Source organism: Frankia tisae, from assembly GCF_025403405.1.
Taxonomy (GTDB): domain Bacteria; phylum Actinomycetota; class Actinomycetes; order Frankiales; family Frankiaceae; genus Frankia; species Frankia tisai.
Window position 1 is genome coordinate 1 of the sequence record NZ_JANEZT010000117.1, and the last position, 16,940, is coordinate 16,940.

The window sequence follows — 16,940 nt, forward strand, 5'->3', positions numbered from 1 at the left end:
CGAATGCGAAGGCCGCCGTCGAGGAGGGCATCGTCGCCGGGGGTGGCGTCGCGCTGCTCCAGGCATCGATCACCGCCTTCGAGAAGCTCGACCTCTCCGGCGACGAGGCCACCGGAGCGAACATCGTCCGGCTCGCGCTCGAGGCACCCATCAAGCAGATCGCCTTCAACAGCGGCCTCGAGGGCGGTGTCGTGGTCGACAAGGTCCGCCACCTCCCGACCGGCCACGGCCTGAACGCGGCCACCGGCGAGTACGTCGACCTCATCGCCACCGGGATCATCGACCCCGCCAAGGTCACCCGCTCCGCCCTGCAGAACGCCGCGTCGATCGCCGGCCTGTTCCTCACCACCGAGGCCGTCATCGCCGACAAGCCGGAGAAGAACCCGGCCCCGGCCGTCCCCGGCGGCGGCGGCGAGATGGACTTCTAGTCCAGCTCCCCGCATCACCCCCAGCGCGAGCGCTGGATCAGCACCACCGTCTCGACGAAGGCGGCTCCGACTCCGGAGCCGCCTTTCGCCGTTCTCCCCGCCGTTGCGGTGCGGTCGGCCCGGTTGGGGACCCAATACCGCGCAGACCGCACCGCGGTTCACCGGGTGCGGCGGCACGTCAATGCGGCGATACCCCTTTATTAGGGTGATTGATGTTAGAGCCGTACGTCACATTGAAAGGGCACTGTCCGTCGTATCAGCCGCATCCAAGGCGAAGCAGACATTCCAGACCTGTCCACAACACCTCGGAGTCCCAGGGCAACCGTCCCCAGCCAGGGGCCCCCGGATTGCGCCGAAGGCCCCCACAGCTCCCCCAGGAAGATCGCCGAAGGCGATCTGACGGAAACCCCGAACGGCGCCCTATGGCAGGGGCCCCCGGATTGCGCCGAAGGCGCCATCCGGGGAAAGCGGCCGCCTCCGCGGACGGGAGGTTCCGCGGAGGCGGGCACTTCGGCCTGGGAGCGGGCGCCGCTGGGACGGAGCGAACGCCGGGAGGCGCTCCCAAAGACGACCTTGTGCCAAGAAAGGTTCTCGGCCGTCGGTATCGGCGATCAAGTTACCACCGGCGTATTGAGGCCGACAAGGGTTCTATGTCACTTCTTTTCAACAATTCACCGTAGGGGGAGGTTAGGTCTCGACTATTTGCGCGACACGGACAATTAACGCAGCCGGTCTTTCGACAGGGCCGCTGCGGCGGGGCACGATAGGCACCGTGGTCCAGGCACCCGCACAGTCCCGCTCCCACCGCCCGTCCGTCGTCGTGCCCGCACCTCCCGTAACGGTCGAGGATCTGGACGCCGGCGGGTACGACGATGCCCGGCTGGAGTTGCTGGACGGGCTGTGCGTCCTGCGCCCGTGGCCGACGCCACTACGCGCCCGGGTGACCAGCCGGCTGACCCGGTTGTTGGCGCAGGCAGTCACTTCCGGCGCGCACGTGCTTCCCGCCGGGGTCGGGGTGGAGTTGTCGGCGCGCTGCCTGCTTGTGCCGGACATCGTCGTGGCGCCGAGCGCGGAGATGGTGGGCCGCCGGCTGCGGGAGACCCCCTACCTCGTCGTCGAGGTCGCGGACGCGAGCACCCGCCGTTACGACCGCACGCTGAAGCTCGACCTCTACCGGGAGCGCGGCGTGCCGGCATGCTGGCTGATCGATCCGGACACGGCGACGTTGGAGGGTTCGAGCTGGTGTCCGGCGCCTACGTGACCACCAGCGCGGCCGGCCCACACGGTGAGTTCAACGCGACCCGACCGTTCCCGGTGACCGTCCGGCCCGCCGAACTGATCGACCCACCCGACGCCGAGTGAGCAGCCGCGGACTCGAGCCGGTACCGCCAGCCGCGCGCTAGTCTCGCCCGCCGGCGCCGTCGGTGTCGGCGATGTCGTCGGGATCAGCCAGGTTGCCCGGGTCTGCCGGGTTGTCCGGATCGGTCAGGTCGACCGGATCGGTCAGGTCACCGCGGTTCGCGGCGTCACGCGGGTCGGGGATGTCGTCGGCGTCGACGATCGTGTAGGCGTAGCCCTGCTCGGCCAGGAATCGTTGGCGGTGGGCCGCGTACTCCTGGTCGAGGGTGTCGCGGGCCACCACGGTGTAGAAGTGCGCCGCCCGGCCGTCGGCCTTGGGCCGCAGCACCCGCCCGAGGCGCTGCGCCTCCTCCTGCCGGGAGCCGAAGGTGCCCGAGACCTGCACCGCCACTCCGGCCTCCGGCAGATCGATGGACACGTTCGCGACCTTCGAGACGACCAACGTGGTGATCTCGCCCGTGCGGAACGCCTCGAACAGCCGCTCGCGCTCCCGGTTGCGGGTCGAACCCTGGATGACGGGAGCGCCCAACATCTCGCCGAGTTCGTTGAGCTGGTCGAGGTAGGCACCGATCACCAGCACCCGATCGTCGGAGTGCCGGCGGACGAGGCGCTCCACCACCGCCCGCTTGCTGCGAGCCGTGGCGCACATCCGGTAGCGCTCCTCCGGCTCGGCGACGGCGTAGGTCATCCGCTCGTCGTCGGTCAGCGTGACTCGCACCTCGGTGCACTCCGCGGCGGCGATCCAGCCCTGCGCCTCGATCTCGCGCCACGGCGCGTCGTACCGCTTCGGCCCGATGAGCGAGAAGACGTCGCCTTCCCGGCCGTCCTCGCGCACCAGGGTCGCCGTCAGGCCGAGCCGGCGACGGGACTGGATGTCGGCGGTCATCCGGAAGACCGGCGCGGGCAGCAGGTGCACCTCGTCGTAGACGATCAGGCCCCAGTCCCGGGCGCCGAACAGGTCCAGGTGCAGGTACTCGCCCTTGCGGCGCGCCGTCATCACCTGGTAGGTCGCGATGGTGACCGGGCGGATCTCCTTACGCTCGCCGGAGTACTCGCCGATCTCCTCCTCGGTCAGCGAGGTGCGGCGCAGCAGCTCGTGCCGCCACTGGCGACCTGCGACCGTGTTCGTGACCAGGATCAGCGTGGTCGCGCCGGCCTGGGCCATCGCCGCGGCGCCGACTATGGTCTTCCCCGCGCCCGAGGGCAGCACGACGACCCCGGAGCCACCCTCCCAGAAGCCCGCGACCGCGCCCTTCTGGTACTCGCGCAGCTCCCAACCGTCCTGGCGGAGCTCGATCAGGTGCCGCTCGCCGTCGACGTAGCCGGCCAGGTCCTCCGCGGGCCAGCCGAGCTTGAGCAGCGACTGCTTGAGGCGGCCGCGTTCCGACGGGTGCACGGCGATCGTGTCGTCGTCGATGCGCGTGCCCAGCATCGGCGCGACCTTCTTCGCCCGCGCGACCTCGACGAGCACGGCCCGGTCGAGCGCCCGCAGCACCAGGCCGTGGACCGGGTCGTTCTCCAGCCGCAGCCGACCGTAGCGGTCCATGGTGTCGGCGACGTCGACGAGCAGCGCGTGCGGGACCGCGTAGCGGGAGTGGCGGACAAGCGCGTCCACCACCTGCTCGGCGTCGTGGCCGGCGGCCCGGGCGTTCCACAGGGCCAGCGGGGTGACCCGGTAGGTGTGCACGTGCTCCGGGGACCTCTCCAGCTCGGCGAACGGAGCGATGGCCGCTCGGGCCTCGGCCGCGCCGGGATGGTCGACCTCCAGGAGCAGGGTCTTGTCCGACTGAACGATCAACGGGCCGTCCGCCACCCTCACCATCCTCCCGGTCCGCCCTATGGCATCGATCCAGCCGGGAAGGTCCCGGCGGGGCCGCCACCGTGCAGGCAACGTACGTCGACGGTACAGGCGCCCACCGACAGGTCGGCGCCCCCGTCCCGCCGGCGCACACGGCTCAGGTCGGATCGGCCGCGTCGGGGGTGGCCGCCGTCCAGTCGGCCGGCGCCGGAGCGCCGCCGCCACCGAACATCCCGTCGATGTCGGCCACCCCGGTCACCCGGTGCAGGGCGAAGCGGCGCGGGCCGGCGCTGAGCTCGTCCCAGGCGGTCAGCCAGCCACCGTCCACCGCGGTCGGCCGCACGATCCGATCACTGGACGTGCCCTGCTGGTCGACGTACCCGAGCAGCACCCGACGCCGGTCCCGGACGGCGCCCTGCAACATCACGAGGATCAGCGGGGCGGACCGGGTGAGCCCGATCTCGGCGCCGGCGACGCCGGTGGCCGCCCTCATCGCCTGGGCGTTGTCGTCGCCGCGGCGGACCAGCCGCAGCACGTCGCGCGCCTGCGCGAGCCGCCCGTCAGCAACATCCACCGGCGCCAGGCGCGGCCTGGCCGGAGTCCGATGGGTGGTCGGTCGGCTGAGCACCACCCTGCCGTCGGGAGCCTCCGCGACCGGCGCATATCCAGCGGAGCGCAGGCCGGCCAGCACCTCGCCGGTCGGCAGCGAGGAGATGACGATGGTCGGCGCGATCCGGCGCAGCCCCAGTGCCTGCGTACGGCGGCTCGCGACCACCTCGGCGAGCAGCGCGGTGTCGTCGCAGCGCAGGTAGCTCGACGCGGAACCGGCACGTAGCCGGCCGTGCCGGCGGGCGGTGTCGTCGATCAGGTAGGTCAGCCCCTGGGGGACGCCGGTGCGGCCCAGGCGCCCGAGCGCGGCGTGGATGTCCTCGGCGGTCAGCCCCGAGTCGAACCCGCGGCGCAGCGAGACCTCGGAGAAGCGGTAGACGGTCGCGGCCCCCGACGACTCGACGTCCGCCATCCGCGCGAGCTCCGCGGCCACCCGGGGAACCAGCGGGCCGGGGGCGACCGCGGTCAGGTCCGCCTGCAGCAGCAGCTCCTCGACCGGCTCGGGCAGCAGCGGCGTGAGGGCGTCGGCGAGCCGGGCGCACAGCGCGGCGTCCCCGCCGGCCGGTCGGATCGGCAGGCCGACGACCCGCGCCGGGTCGGCGTTCTCCTCGTCAAGCCGCGCGGCCAGCAGCCGCCCGACGGTGCTCGGTGCCCCCCGCCCGGTCAGGCCGAGCAGCTCCGCCTCGGCGACCGTGCCGTCGATCATCCCGGCCAGCAGCGTGCCCGCCCGCCGCGGCGCCCGCCAGGTCAGCAGGGCGCGCAGCGACTCGCCGGTCGGCGCCACCCCGGCCGGCGCCGCCGCCAGCGCGCGCAGCACCTGGGCCCGCAGGTCCGGCGCGGCGGAGCGGCGGACCTCCAGCGACATCGCGGCGATCTGGCGCCCCCGCTCGTCCCGATCGCCGACCAGCCAGGCAGCGCTGGGCGAGCGCAGCCAGCCCTCGACCAGCACCGCCCACCGCACCGCCACCAGGTCGATGCCCCAGCGGTCGTAGGCCGCGGTGGGCATGTACTGGATGTCGACGCCGGCGGTGGCGTCGACGAGTCCGGCGGCCGCCGCGAGTTCCACCACGAAGGCGGCGGTCCGCTCGTCGACGTCGAGCAGCTTCGCGGTCGCCCGCAGGTCGCGCACGCTCAGCCCGCCGGTGCGCAGCGGGGTCACGGGCGTCGCGCCCCACGCGTCGAGCAGGGTGGTGACCCAGCGCACAACGGTGTTCGCGGCGAGCGCGGCCACGGCGTCGGCTGCCGAGGCGCCGACAGTGGCGCCCGTCGGCTCGGGCGGATACGGATGCAGCTGGCCAGCCGGTTCGTCGCCGCGCACCGCGAGGCCGACCTCCCGCGGCAGTTCGACGGTGTCGTCGTCGATCCCGACCAGCAGACCTCGGGCGAGCAGCTCCTCGACCGGACTGCGGGCCGAGGCGGCGGGGAGCAGCCGACCGGCCTCGGTGGTCGTGCCGAGCGCGGGCCCGGCCGCCAGCCGGCGGAGCAACTGGTGGGCCCGTTCGGAGCAGCCGTCGAGCTGGCTGCGGACCTGCGCCGGATCGGCGAACAGGTCGGCGATGGCGACAGCGAGATCGGCACGGGCGGTGAACCCGGTCCCGGGCTCCGCCGAATCCGTCGTCGGCGGGATCAGGCCGAGTGCGCCCGCGATCCGGGCGAGCTGGGTGTGCCGATAGGCCGACAGGCACTCCCGCACCGGCCGGCCGAGCCCGAGCGGCCGCGCCCCCACGAGGTCGACGACCATGCCGACCACCCGCAGCGCGCCATCGTCACCCCAGAGCAGACCCAGCTCACGCAGCCGGCGCACCACCCCAGCCACCTCGGCGTGCCCACAGAACGCGCAGAGCTCGGCGAGCGGCACCGGGGAGGGCAGGATGGTCAGCGCCTCCAACACCTCGCACGCGTTGGTGTCGAGCCGCTCCATGGCACGCGCGACGCTCACCCGGATCTCCAGCCGGGCGGCCAGGACGTCAAAGTCCGGCGGCGGCGGCGTCGCGAGATCGGGTCGCAGCAGGAACAGCCGGATGATCGCCTCGTCGGGCAACGCGCGCAACCAGCCCACGAGCGTCATGGACTCGTCTGGCGCGGGATCGGCCGGCATCGACACCCTCATGACGGTAGCTGGCCCGGCGCCGGACGCGGACAGCGCCGCGGCCTACCCCGAACGCGCCGCGTCACCTGTCCGGACGCCGGGGTCACGACCTCGGCGGACGCCGTCCAGCTGGCGGACGGTCGCGGCCCCGGCGACCGGCAGGTCCGCGCGCCGCACGGAGGGGCCGCCGCCCGCCGCGAGGCTGAGCCGGGCCGTGCCAACCTGGTCCAACACCCAGCCACAGCAGGTGTCCCAGCGCAGCACGGCGATCGCCGGGTCGATACCGCCCGGTGTGCGCAGGACGGCGAACGCCCAGTCCGGCGCGCCGGTCGAGGTACGGATGCCGCCGATGCGAAGGCCGTCCGCCGCGACCAGCGGGCTGTCGAGAACGGCGGCGGTGATGGCGGCGGCCTCAGCCTCGGTGGCCGGCCGGCCGGGGCCGTCGGAGACGTCGGACACGGTGGCACCGGCCCCTGTGAGACCCGGAGCCGTCCAGTCCCGCTGTGGCACCCCGTGACCGGCGTCGCCGGCCAGCGGGACCGCAGGGGCTACTGCGAGTCTCGGACGCACGTGGCCTCCTTGGATGCCTTGGCAGGCCGGGGCACGCGTTCGGTCGAACATCGGCGGCCAGGACACCCGATGGTGGCGAGCGCTCGCGAGACGAGGTCGACGGAATGCGACAGACCTACCAATACCGATTGGACACGCCGGGGGCCGCCGGGCGCAAGGGGATTCGGCAAACTGGTACGCATCAATTTCAGCCGGGTCCGCTTCCTGCGCCCGAGCGGCCAGAAGGCCACTCACCCCCGAGTTCCCAGGTTACCCATACATTGATTTGATCACACGCAAGGGCGACCAAAAAGCGACAAGCAAGACAACGGCGACAACAATCGGTCTCCACCCGATAAACCGCCAACTAGGTCACCGCGTGCGACGACATTCCCACGCAGACCACCAAAGCGGCTACCCGTGCCATCCGGCGGGCCACCACGCTGCGGCCATCGACGGATCACCCGGCGGGCCCACGGCCGCCCCGCGCCCACAGGTCGTCAGCGCAGCCCGTCGACCCGATCCACCAGGAGCGCCAGGTGGTTCGCACGGCCCCAGTCCGCGAGCCGCGAGATCGTCCCGGCATCCCCGGGCAATGCCAGCGTCCGGCCGAGCGACATCCCGCCGACCAGTACCACCAGCACGAGCGCGGCCTGCAGCAAGCGGAGCAGGCCGCGCCGGCGTCCGCCGGAGCGCGCGGCAAACCCAGGAGCAGGACCATCCGCACGGGCGCGACCCCCATGGCGTTCGCGCTCCCGGCCGTGCGGGTCGTGCGGGCGCGTTGACGACCGCCCCTGCTCGGGCGGGCCATCGACCCGGCCACCGGGACGGTCGTCCCGGCGAATCGCGGTGCCGGCAACGGGTTCGCCGGCCTGCGGGGAACCCCCGCCGAACCGGGCTCGCTCATCATCCGGGAAACGGCGGCCCGGTCGGGCGCGCCCACCGCCCATGGGCGACCGTGCCCCATCCCGGGCGGCCCCGGGCGGCTCCCGGCCCTCGCCCTCCCGGATGGCGGGTTGGTGGCCGGTGAAGCTGACCCGGTCCAGCAGCCCGGGCGCGGCAGGCCGATCGCCGGGCGGGCCGGCCGCGGGAAAACCATGACGGCCCGGCGGATCCGCACCACGAAAGCCGCGCCACTCCGGCGGGGCGTCGGCACGAAAGCCGGTCGAGGGCGGATCGGGTTCGCCGCCATACTCCGCATAGTTCGGCGATGGGCGAAATCCCGCGCGGTCCGATCGGTCAAGCCTGTCGTTCGGGTCGGCTGGCGGATCGCCGCCGCGGACACGGTCGGGGGAATCGGGCCGCCTCGGGGCCGGCGGGCGTACGTCCGCGGGATCGGCCACCACCACCTCGGCGCCGCCGGCCGTGGGGTTACCGAAGGCTACGGCGCGGAACGTCTGACTCGTCCGGCCCGTCGACGCTCCCCCGGGCGCCGGGGGAACGGCCGGGCGCGCCGACAGGCTCCCGAACGCGACAATCCGGCCGCCGCCGGGCGGGGAGCGCCCGGCTGGATCACCGTCCGGCGCCGACTCCGGAGCCCGCCGGGCGGCGTCCGACGGGTGGCCCCGCGATCCATCACGGTTCCGGCCCTCAACGACCACCGCCCGCACCTTCCCGCCTCTGCGTCTCGCCACCGCGATATCCACCGACCGGCAAGAAGAACTTCGCCAATCGCCACAGGGTGCGCCTAATAGGGACAACCCTGACACCGATCAGGGTCACATGCGGCGATTCACCCCAGAGTAGCTCTGGCGCCAGCGCGCCCGGCGACCAGCTCGCCTGCTGTGACCGGCCCCGATCCGCCCACCGCGAGCACCGGGGATGGCCGGCTCGTTCGGGCGGGGGCGGGCACACCGCGGCAGTCGGGACATTCAGCAGACGGCGTCGGCCGACAGCTTGCGGGCCGGACCCGTCCGCCCTATGACTTCTTGACCCGGCAAACCCGTTCCAGGACCAGCCCCCCGACGAGAAGCACGACCGCGGCGGCCAGGCCGAACCCCGCGGTGATCGCGTCGCCGCCCGCGGTCGGGAACTCGTCCGTCCGCGGAGCGGTGTACCCGAGCACGCCCGCCCAGGCACCCGCGAGCGCCGCCCCCACAACCGAGCTTGCCTTCGCGAGCGCCGCCAACCGGGCGACGGTGAGCGGCAGAATCGGCCGGGTGCCCGGCCGACCCTCCAACCGGCGCCGTGTCTGGGCGGCGACCTGAAGCTCGATGACCCCGATCACGACCACCGACAGCGACGCGGTGCGGGGCAGCGTCGGAATGGACCGGTAGGCCCACCACAGCAGCAGGTAGCCGAGGATCCCGAACAGGACCGCAGCCAGGACGAGGTCACGCGGCCGGGTGGGTTTCACGCCGACGCCCCGCCTTCGCCGGTCTCCCCGGCCGGGGTGCAGTCGTCCAGCCGCCCGGCGACCCGCCGCAGGCCGACGAGCTCCCCGGCGTCCGTCATCCGGGCGACCAGATCGGCGACCCGGCCATGACCCGGCAGGGTCGCCTCCGGCTCGACATCCAGCCAGGGCACGCAGACGAAGGCCCGCAGGTGCGCCCGCGGGTGGGGAATGAGGATCTCCGGGTCGTCGCTGCGCAGTGCGCCGACGGCGATGACATCCACGTCGAGCGTGCGTGGCCCCCACCGCACGGTGCGCGTCCGCCGCGCCCGCTCCTCCACGGCGCGCGCGGCGGTCAGCAGCTCCCGCGCCGGCGCGGGAGCTGCCAGCACGATCGCGTTGAGGTAGTCGTCCTGCTGGGGACCGCCCACGGGGGCGGTCTCGTACACCGGCGAGCACGCCGTGACACCGAGAAGATCGTCGAGCTGGCGCACGGCGGCCCGCAGCAGCGCCCAGCGGTCGCCGAGGTTGGAGCCGAGCGCCAGCACCGCGTGGGCGGCCCCGGTCATCCGGTCACCGGCCATCGGGCGCGGGGGGCGCGGGCTCGGGGGACCGGTCCCGGGTGACGGTGACGGCGACGTCCCCGAAGGGGAGCGGGATCGGCGCGGCCGGCTTGTGCACGGTCACCTCGGCGCGCATGACCCGATCCGCACGCAGGCAGGCGGCGACGAGACGATGCGCCAGGGTCTCGATCAGCTCCATCGGGGGGCCGCCGACGATGCCGGCGAGCGCCTCGGCGAGCTCGCCGTAGTGAACGGTGCGCGTGACGTCGTCGTCGCGCGCCGCCTCGGACACGTCCAGCCAGATAACGGCGTCGACGACGAACTCCTGGCCGAGTTCCCGTTCGGCCGCCAGCACCCCGTGATGGCCGCGGACCCGCAGACCGGTCAGGGTGATCCGGTCCAGCGGCACGTCGCCGAGCCCGGATCCGCCCAACCCGCCGGGCACCGGCCCGCCCGTCACCGGGCTGACCACGGCACCTCCTGCTCTCCCGCCTGCTCTCCCGCGCAGCCGGGCGCGGCCGTGGGACGGTCCCGGCGCCCGGGGCCCGCGGGCACCACCACCGGCAGGCTCGTGGTGGTCGCCACGTCCGCGGCGCCGCCGTGGCGCCACGCTCGCACGACGCGCACCGCGTCGGCCGCCGGCCGCACCGCGTGCACGCGCACGGCCCACACCCCGGCGGCGGCCAGCAGCGCGGTGGTCGCCTGCGTGGCGTCGTCGCGCTCGTCGCTGGGCCGCGGTCGGGCACTCCCGGCGGCCAGGACCGAGCCGAGGAAGGACTTGCGCGACGTGCCCACGAGCAGCGGCCGGCCGAGAGCGGCGAGCGCGTCGATGTTGTTGAGCAGCGCCCAGTTGTGCGCCGCCGTCTTGGCGAAGCCGATTCCGGGGTCGAGAATCACCCGGTCCGCCGGAACTCCGGCGGCGACGACCGTCTCCAGCCGCGCTTCGAGCTCGGCGGTGACCTCCGAGACGACGTCCCCGTAGACGGCCCGCCTGGACATGTCCGCGCTGGGCCCGCGGGCATGCATGAGCACGTAGTGGACGCCGCGATCGGCGACCAGGGCGAGCAGGTCCGGGTCGCAGCCGCCGGAGACGTCGTTGACCAGCACCGCCCCCGCGTCGACGGCGGCGGCCGCCACCGAGACCCGGCTGGTGTCGACGCTGACCCGCACCCCGGCCGCGGCGAGCTCGGCCACGACCGGCAGTACCCGGCGCATTTCCTCCGAGGCGACGACCCGGGACGCGCCCGGGCGGGTCGACTCGCCGCCGACGTCGATGAGATCGGCGCCCTCGTCCACCATCCGCAGCCCGGCTCGCACCGCGTCCACCGGGTCGAGGAACGTGCCGCCGTCCGAGAACGAGTCGGGCGTGACGTTGACGACGCCCATCACCTTCGTGAGGCCACCCGGCTCGAGAAGATCATCGACCGTCGCGCTCACGCCGCACCCACTCCGGCCGGCCCGCCGCCCCGCGAGACCGGGACGGCCCGGGGCGCCGACAGCGGCGCCCGGCGGTAGGAATACCGGTAGACCGGCCGGAAGCCGAGATCGGCGTACAGACCCCTGGCCACGGTGCTGACCTCCTCAACCTGGAGATATGCGTGCGTGGCGCCGCGTGCCCCTGCCCATTGTGCGAGTGCGGCGACAACCCACCGGGCCGCGCCTCGGCCGCGGGCCGCGGGCAGCGTCGCCATGCTGTAAATGCCCAGCCAGCGATCGTCCGTGACGCCACGGCCCACCGCCGCCGGCACCCCGTCGACGGTCAGCGTCACATAGACGGTGGGCAGGCGCAGCACCGAGAGCACGGCGAGGGTGCCGGCCCGTTGCACGCCGAAGGTGGTGAGCACCTGTCCGGCGACCCGCAGCCACTCGTCCCCCGGCACGTCGGCCGTGGCCACCCCGACCGACGCCGACGCCGACCTCGACGGTGAGGGCGGCACCGACGCCAGCGCCCCGAGCGGCGCCACGCAGACGTCGGTGGGTCCGGTGTCGTCGTAGCCGGCGGCGTCGAGCGCGGCACCGAGCTGCTCCGACCGGGCGACGGGGGTCAGCTGAAAGGTCGGCGGCAGGCCCTCGGCGGTGTAGAAGTCGCTGACCGCGGCGAGCGCGGCCCGCACATCGGGGACGCTGCCGTGGGCCCACACCGAGTTCCCGCGGCGGGACGAGCCGGCGGAGGCCCGCAGGGTCCAACCGCCGATCTCGATCTGCCGCAGCGGCGGCCAGGCCCGGTTGGCCACGACCTCGAGCTCCCGGGCCAGGGACGCCTCGTCGGGGGGCAGGTCGGCCCGTGGGCCGACCAACGAGTCCGGCGGGCTGGGCACCGCCTGGTCACCGCGCATGGCGCACCCCGGTCGACCGGGCAGGTCCGCGCCCACGGCGCGACCTGCGGGAGTGGAAGTACTGCTGGGCCGCATCCGCCATCGTGCCGAGGCTACCGACCCGATGGCGTCGATGGTCGGCGACACCGGTCGAACCGGCACCACTGCCGTACCCGGCCCAGCAGCGGCAACCATGACCGAATGTCATAATTTCGCCACCATTGCCGCCTCGTTCCCATTCTGGCGCAGACCGACGGTCGGTTGCCATCGACGGCCGATCCGGCTCCACCACGCAAGGCCGGCGGATTCCGACGGCACCTGCACAATCCTTCTCCGTTCGGTCCGGTCAGGACGTGAGTTCCTTCTCCCGCGGCCGTCGAAACCGGTCTCGACCCAGCCCCACCAAGCGATCGAGAACAGCCGGAAATAACAAGATCAGTTGTGGAAACCTTGAAGAAACACCACGTAGAGCCACGGTGGAAGCCACATTGCGACGGCGCGATTGTCACCATCTGACGCGGCCACCCTTCTAGTATCGAGAAGAGGAACCGGTAGAACCCGGTCAACACGACCGGATTGACCGGCCGGTGGCAGCGTCGCCGCCAGGCGATAGCCGGAGCCACCGGCCATCGACCATCGGAACAGACCGGACCGCCGCCGGAGCCGCCGGCGGTCACGGAACCGCCAGGTCGCGTGGTCTTACCGTGCGCTTCCGACGGGTCGCCCCTCGCAGCGGGCCTCGCCTCTCGCTACCTTGTCGGCACGGTCGCTGACCGTGGTGTTATCGGAAGGAAGGACGCGCGGCATGCCGCAGTCGAGCGGATCTTCACCGGGTCGTGGCTCCGAGCACGGATCCACGGGCCCGACCGGTCGATCCGGCCCTCCCCCAGTCCGGCGAGCGACGAGCGAGGCGATCAGTATCCCGCCGGCCCGCACCCCGCCGGACGATCATCCTGAGGACTACCCGCCGGAGCCGCCGCCGCCGCCAGTCGACCGGTGCGACCTCGGCCCCATCAGTGCCCCGTCCGCCCAGCAGCTCTGGGCCACGGACGACCTCGCGGACCTGGCCCGCTCCTCGGCCCTGTTCGCACAGGAGCCGCTCGGGCCCGAGGGCCCGATCAGGCCCGAGTGGTCGCCGGGCGGCCCGTACCCGTCGTGCGCGGCGCCCTCGACGCACCCCGCCGCCCTGACGTTGACGATGTTCGGCGGCCCCCCGGCGTTCGCGCCGCCCAGGCCCGGCCTCGCACCCCCCGACGCGGCGGGCCCCGCCGCGCAGCCCACGACACCGGGCGGCTCCGACCGGCGCCAGTTCCACCGGTACGCCGGAGCCGCAATGATGACCGCGATCCTCGCCGAGGGCCAGATCATGGAGGTCTCCGACGTCCTCGCGGCCAGCCCCATCCAGCTCGCGCTGGAGCGGGCCGACGACATGCTCGGCGATCTTCTCGATGCGCACGAGGCGACCCCGCCCGCGCACATCTTCGCTCAGACCGCCCGGTTGCGCCGGGGGCTGGAACGGCTCGGCCGCCGCTCGATGCCGGCCGGCGACGCCCGTCGCCGCGACGTGCTCACCGGGCGGGTCGCGGTCCTCGGCGCCGACGCGGCCTTCAAACTCGGTGACATCGAGACCGCCCGGTCGCTGACCACCCTCGGTTTCCAGGCCGGGGGGCTCGCCGGCGAGGGACCGCTGCTGGGCTCCGCCCGGGAGGTCGCCGCCGTCAACGAGTTCTACGCCGGCCGCCCCGACGAGGCTCTCCGCCTCGCCCGCGACGGACTGACCCATGTCGGCGACGGACCGGTGCGCGCCCGGCTCGTCTGCCAGGTGGCCCGCGCCCTGGCCGCCCTCGGCGACGTGCGCGGCGCCGCCCAGGCCTTGGATCAGGCCTATGACCTGGCGGATCTGATCCCCCCGGACCAGTGGGGGCGGCCGGGGCCGAGCTTCGAGAACTTCAACCCGGTCGAGGTCTCCTACAACGCCACCACCGCGCTGTGCCTGCTCGGCCGGCCGCAGGCGGCGCAGGAACACGCCGAACTCGCGTTGCCGAAGCTCGACGCGATGAACGCCCCCGGCTTCCGCTCGGTGATCCGGCTGGACCTCGCCCTCGCCCTCGCCTGTCAGGGCCGCCTGGAGCTCGAACGGGTCTGCGACCTGGCCACCGAGGCGATTGGAATTTCCTGGGGACGCACGGTCGCCTCCGTCTCCGGGCGCGCCGACCAGCTGCTGGCCGCGACCCGCCCGCACAGCGAGGTGCGCGAGGTCCGGGAGCTCGCCCTGCTCGTCCGGGAATGGCAACGCTCCGCCGCCGGCCAACGCCCCGGCCCGGGTGCGGTCACCGCACCGGGGCTGGCCGTCTGAGCTGGATCGCCCCTCGATCGGGAGGACCGCTGCGATGGCCGACGACAGTCCTGCTCACCAGGATTTCCCCGGTCCGCCGGGTCGCCCCGATCCGGCGGACCGCCCCGATCCGGCGGACCGGGTCCGTCTGACGGCGGCGGCCACCCGCCGCGCCGTCGCCGAGATCGCCGCCCGCGCCGACCTCGACGACGCGGGCGCGGTCCTGGTCAAACGGACGGTCAACGCCGTCTACCGATTACCCCGCGCGGGCGCGATCGTGCGCATCACCGGCTCTGCCGCGATGACGCACCGGGTGGCGAAGGTCGTCCGGGTAGCCGGCTGGCTGGCCGATCGACACGCGCCCGCCGTCCGCCTCATGCCCGGCGTGCCCGCTCCGATCGCGGCTGGTGGCTTCGTCGCGACCATCTGGGTCGACGCGACGCCCACCGGGACATCACCCGCCGGCCCGGCCCCACGCACCGGGGACCTCGCCGCCCTGCTGCACGCCCTGCACGCCCTCGACCCGCCGAAGCCACCGCTGCCCCGCTGGGACCCCCTCGACGACGTCCGGCGGCGATTATCCGACGCGGAGGCGTTACCCGGCGCCGACCGCCGATTCCTGGAACGGATGACCGACCGCGCTGCCGCGGCGCTCGGCACCATCCGCTACGCGCTGCCGACCGTCGTCGTCCACGGCGACGCCCACCTGGGCAACCTGATCCGGGCGGCGGACGGCCGGGTACTGATGTGCGACTTCGACGCCACGAGCGTCGGCCCGGCCGAATGGGACCTCGTCCCCGTCGCGGTCGGCCGGGCGCGATTCGGCCATGACCCGCAGGCCCATCGTGACCTGGCCCGTGAATACGGCTTCGATGTCACCGCGTGGGAGGGCTTCGCCATCCTGCGGGCCGTGCGCGAGCTGAAACTGGTCACCAGCGTCCTGCCGGTGCTGGCCAGCAACGCGAGCGTCGCCGCTCAGTTCCGGACCCGGATCGACAGCCTGCGCCACCGCGACGGCGACGCCCGCTGGTCGCCGTACCGGTGAGCCCGCTCGCCCGGCTGCGGATCACCCGGCTGCGGATCACCCGGCTGCCAGGGGCGCAGCAGAGCTGCCATCCCCAACGCCCAGCCGACACCGAGCAGGTAGCCGCCGAGGACGTCGGACAGGAAATGCACTCCGAGCCCGAGGCGGGCGAAACCGGTCACCGCGACGACCACCCCCGACCCGACCCACCAGGGCCATCGCGCCCGGTGACCGGTAACGGCCCGGACCGCGACGAGGCAGACGACCGCGGCAACCATCGCGCCGAGCGCATGCCCGGAGGGGAAACTGAGCCCGGCGGCGTGCGCCACCGGATCGGTGAACGACGGCCGGGCCCGCCCGATCAACTCCTTGAACCCCGTGTCCAGCAGCCCCCCACCACCGACCGTCACCAGAGTGAACAGCGCCAGCCGGCGGGTGGCGGCCGGATCGGCTCGGCCGACGCCCCCGCGGCGGGAACGCCACCACAGCGCGGCGGCACCGACCACCGCGATCACTCGGAAGACCGTCGGGTGGAAGACCACGCTCACCCACTGCAACGCGGTCACCAGCCATCCTGTGGTGGCCGCCAGCCGGCCCAACGCCGCCGCGACGTCGGCGTCGTCGTCCAGCACCGGCGACCAGGCAGCGTCGACCATGACCGCGAGCACCACGAACCCCAGGATCGCGGCCTGCGCGCCCCGGCGAAGTCCGCGGGTACCCGATGGCATCGTCGTGTTCCTGCCCACTTCGCTCGGCTTATCCCAGCCCGCGCGCGGCCACGGAACCGCGCGAGCCAGATGTTCGTCAAGCGACACGGGCGGGCCACGGCATTTCGGGTAGCCGGCCCGTGCGGTCCGCCCCAACGCATGTCATTCTGGTCCAACCTGCCGGACCGGTCCGGCAGACCACGTCCTGCAACGGAAGGTCCGGTTCCGCCCGCAGCGGGCCGGCGGGCCGTCCCCCTCGCACGGGCGTCAGACAGCCCCGGCCGCATGGCTCGGCTCGCCCGATCGGAGGGGAGACCCTTGGACATCGCGGAGGGAAAGCCCGGATCGGAAGATCCAGCCCGGGGCCCCGGTGCCCGGGGAGCCCGTCCGTGAACGGCGACGGCCGGGAGCTCGGCGCCATCCGGGTCGGCGATGTGACGGACACCGAGCGGGTCGTCAACGAGACCTGGCGGGCACCGTCGCCCGGCCCCGGTCCCGCCGTCGGCCAGGGCTGGATGGTCGACGCTGCCCCGCGAGGCCACGCGAACGCCCCGCGGGTCGACCGGGTCGACCGGGTCGACCGTGCGGCACCACCGGCCGCCTCCGACATCTGGCCGTCGATCCGGCAGTCCGATTCCGACCCGGTCCCAGCTCCCGTCACCGAACCCGGCTGGACCAGCGGCAACGGCCGGATGCTCCCGATCGAGACCCGCACGTTCGACCCGCTGCTCGATCAGTTCCCGCTGACCCCGGGCAGGGCGTTCGGTCAGCCGTGCCCGCCCGCCCCGCCGGCGGAGACCCGCGCCTGGCCGGCGAACCCGCTCCCGTCCAC

At 73.6% G+C, this 16,940-nt stretch carries 13 protein-coding genes and 2 pseudogenes; 5 read left to right on the forward strand and 10 right to left on the reverse strand.

What is annotated here, in order from left to right; genetic code table 11:
• Both NBZ85_RS13420 and NBZ85_RS13425 read left to right on the forward strand, forming a co-directional pair.
• Positions 1-428: TCP-1/cpn60 chaperonin family protein (locus tag NBZ85_RS13420; RefSeq protein WP_308204997.1), on the forward strand; the 428-nt coding region annotated here is incomplete at its 5' end.
• Positions 429-1,191: 763 nt separating this feature from the next.
• A pseudogene (locus NBZ85_RS13425) lies at positions 1,192-1,790 on the forward strand (Uma2 family endonuclease).
• Positions 1,791-1,827: 37 nt separating this feature from the next.
• Here NBZ85_RS13425 and NBZ85_RS13430 read toward each other — a convergent pair.
• The 9 genes from NBZ85_RS13430 to NBZ85_RS13470 all read right to left on the reverse strand — a co-directional run bounded on the left by NBZ85_RS13430 (position 1,828) and on the right by NBZ85_RS13470 (position 12,063).
• Positions 1,828-3,600 carry a DNA repair helicase XPB gene (locus NBZ85_RS13430; RefSeq protein ID WP_261556796.1) on the reverse strand — a complete coding sequence of 591 codons (1,773 nt, stop codon included), beginning with the start codon at positions 3,598-3,600 and terminating at the stop codon, positions 1,828-1,830.
• Between the two features lie 142 nt (positions 3,601-3,742).
• Positions 3,743-6,304, reverse strand: coding sequence for a helicase-associated domain-containing protein (locus NBZ85_RS13435; protein ID WP_261556797.1), 2,562 nt, complete (start codon positions 6,302-6,304; stop codon positions 3,743-3,745).
• A gap of 42 nt (positions 6,305-6,346) precedes the next feature.
• Positions 6,347-6,853, reverse strand: coding sequence for a hypothetical protein (locus NBZ85_RS13440; RefSeq protein ID WP_261556798.1), 507 nt, complete (start codon positions 6,851-6,853; stop codon positions 6,347-6,349).
• Positions 6,854-7,332: 479 nt separating this feature from the next.
• Positions 7,333-7,494, reverse strand: coding sequence for a hypothetical protein (locus NBZ85_RS13445; RefSeq protein WP_261556799.1), 162 nt, complete (start codon positions 7,492-7,494; stop codon positions 7,333-7,335).
• A gap of 1,256 nt (positions 7,495-8,750) precedes the next feature.
• Positions 8,751-9,188, reverse strand: a complete 438-nt coding sequence (locus tag NBZ85_RS13450) for a DUF3180 domain-containing protein (protein ID WP_261556800.1) — start codon at positions 9,186-9,188, stop codon at positions 8,751-8,753.
• Positions 9,185-9,733 carry a 2-amino-4-hydroxy-6-hydroxymethyldihydropteridine diphosphokinase gene (folK, locus tag NBZ85_RS13455; protein ID WP_372517733.1) on the reverse strand — a complete coding sequence of 183 codons (549 nt, stop codon included), beginning with the start codon at positions 9,731-9,733 and terminating at the stop codon, positions 9,185-9,187. Before folK ends, NBZ85_RS13450 begins: the two co-directional genes overlap by 4 nt.
• Before the next feature lie 4 nt (positions 9,734-9,737).
• Entirely contained in the window at positions 9,738-10,160 is a 423-nt protein-coding gene (folB, locus tag NBZ85_RS13460) for a dihydroneopterin aldolase (protein ID WP_261556807.1), read from the reverse strand.
• Positions 10,161-10,183: 23 nt separating this feature from the next.
• Positions 10,184-11,164, reverse strand: coding sequence for a dihydropteroate synthase (folP, locus tag NBZ85_RS13465; protein WP_261556802.1), 981 nt, complete (start codon positions 11,162-11,164; stop codon positions 10,184-10,186).
• Entirely contained in the window at positions 11,161-12,063 is a 903-nt protein-coding gene (locus tag NBZ85_RS13470) for a GNAT family N-acetyltransferase (protein ID WP_261556803.1), read from the reverse strand. Before NBZ85_RS13470 ends, folP begins: the two co-directional genes overlap by 4 nt.
• A gap of 784 nt (positions 12,064-12,847) precedes the next feature.
• Between NBZ85_RS13470 and NBZ85_RS13475 the strand changes: the two genes are divergently transcribed.
• Both NBZ85_RS13475 and NBZ85_RS13480 read left to right on the forward strand, forming a co-directional pair.
• Positions 12,848-14,398 (forward strand): NsdA family TPR-like regulatory protein, encoded by a 1,551-nt coding sequence (locus NBZ85_RS13475; protein WP_261556804.1) that lies wholly within the window; start codon positions 12,848-12,850, stop codon positions 14,396-14,398.
• A 34-nt stretch (positions 14,399-14,432) separates the two neighbouring features.
• Positions 14,433-15,422 carry a phosphotransferase family protein gene (locus tag NBZ85_RS13480; protein WP_261556805.1) on the forward strand — a complete coding sequence of 330 codons (990 nt, stop codon included), beginning with the start codon at positions 14,433-14,435 and terminating at the stop codon, positions 15,420-15,422.
• On the opposite strand, the gene NBZ85_RS13485 is transcribed toward NBZ85_RS13480, so the two are convergent.
• Positions 15,353-16,129 carry a phosphatase PAP2 family protein gene (locus NBZ85_RS13485; RefSeq protein ID WP_261556806.1) on the reverse strand — a complete coding sequence of 259 codons (777 nt, stop codon included), beginning with the start codon at positions 16,127-16,129 and terminating at the stop codon, positions 15,353-15,355. The genes NBZ85_RS13480 and NBZ85_RS13485 overlap by 70 nt on opposite strands.
• A 368-nt stretch (positions 16,130-16,497) precedes the next feature.
• Here NBZ85_RS13485 and NBZ85_RS13490 point away from each other — a divergent pair.
• Positions 16,498-16,940, forward strand: a pseudogene (locus NBZ85_RS13490) (hypothetical protein); the annotation flags it as partial.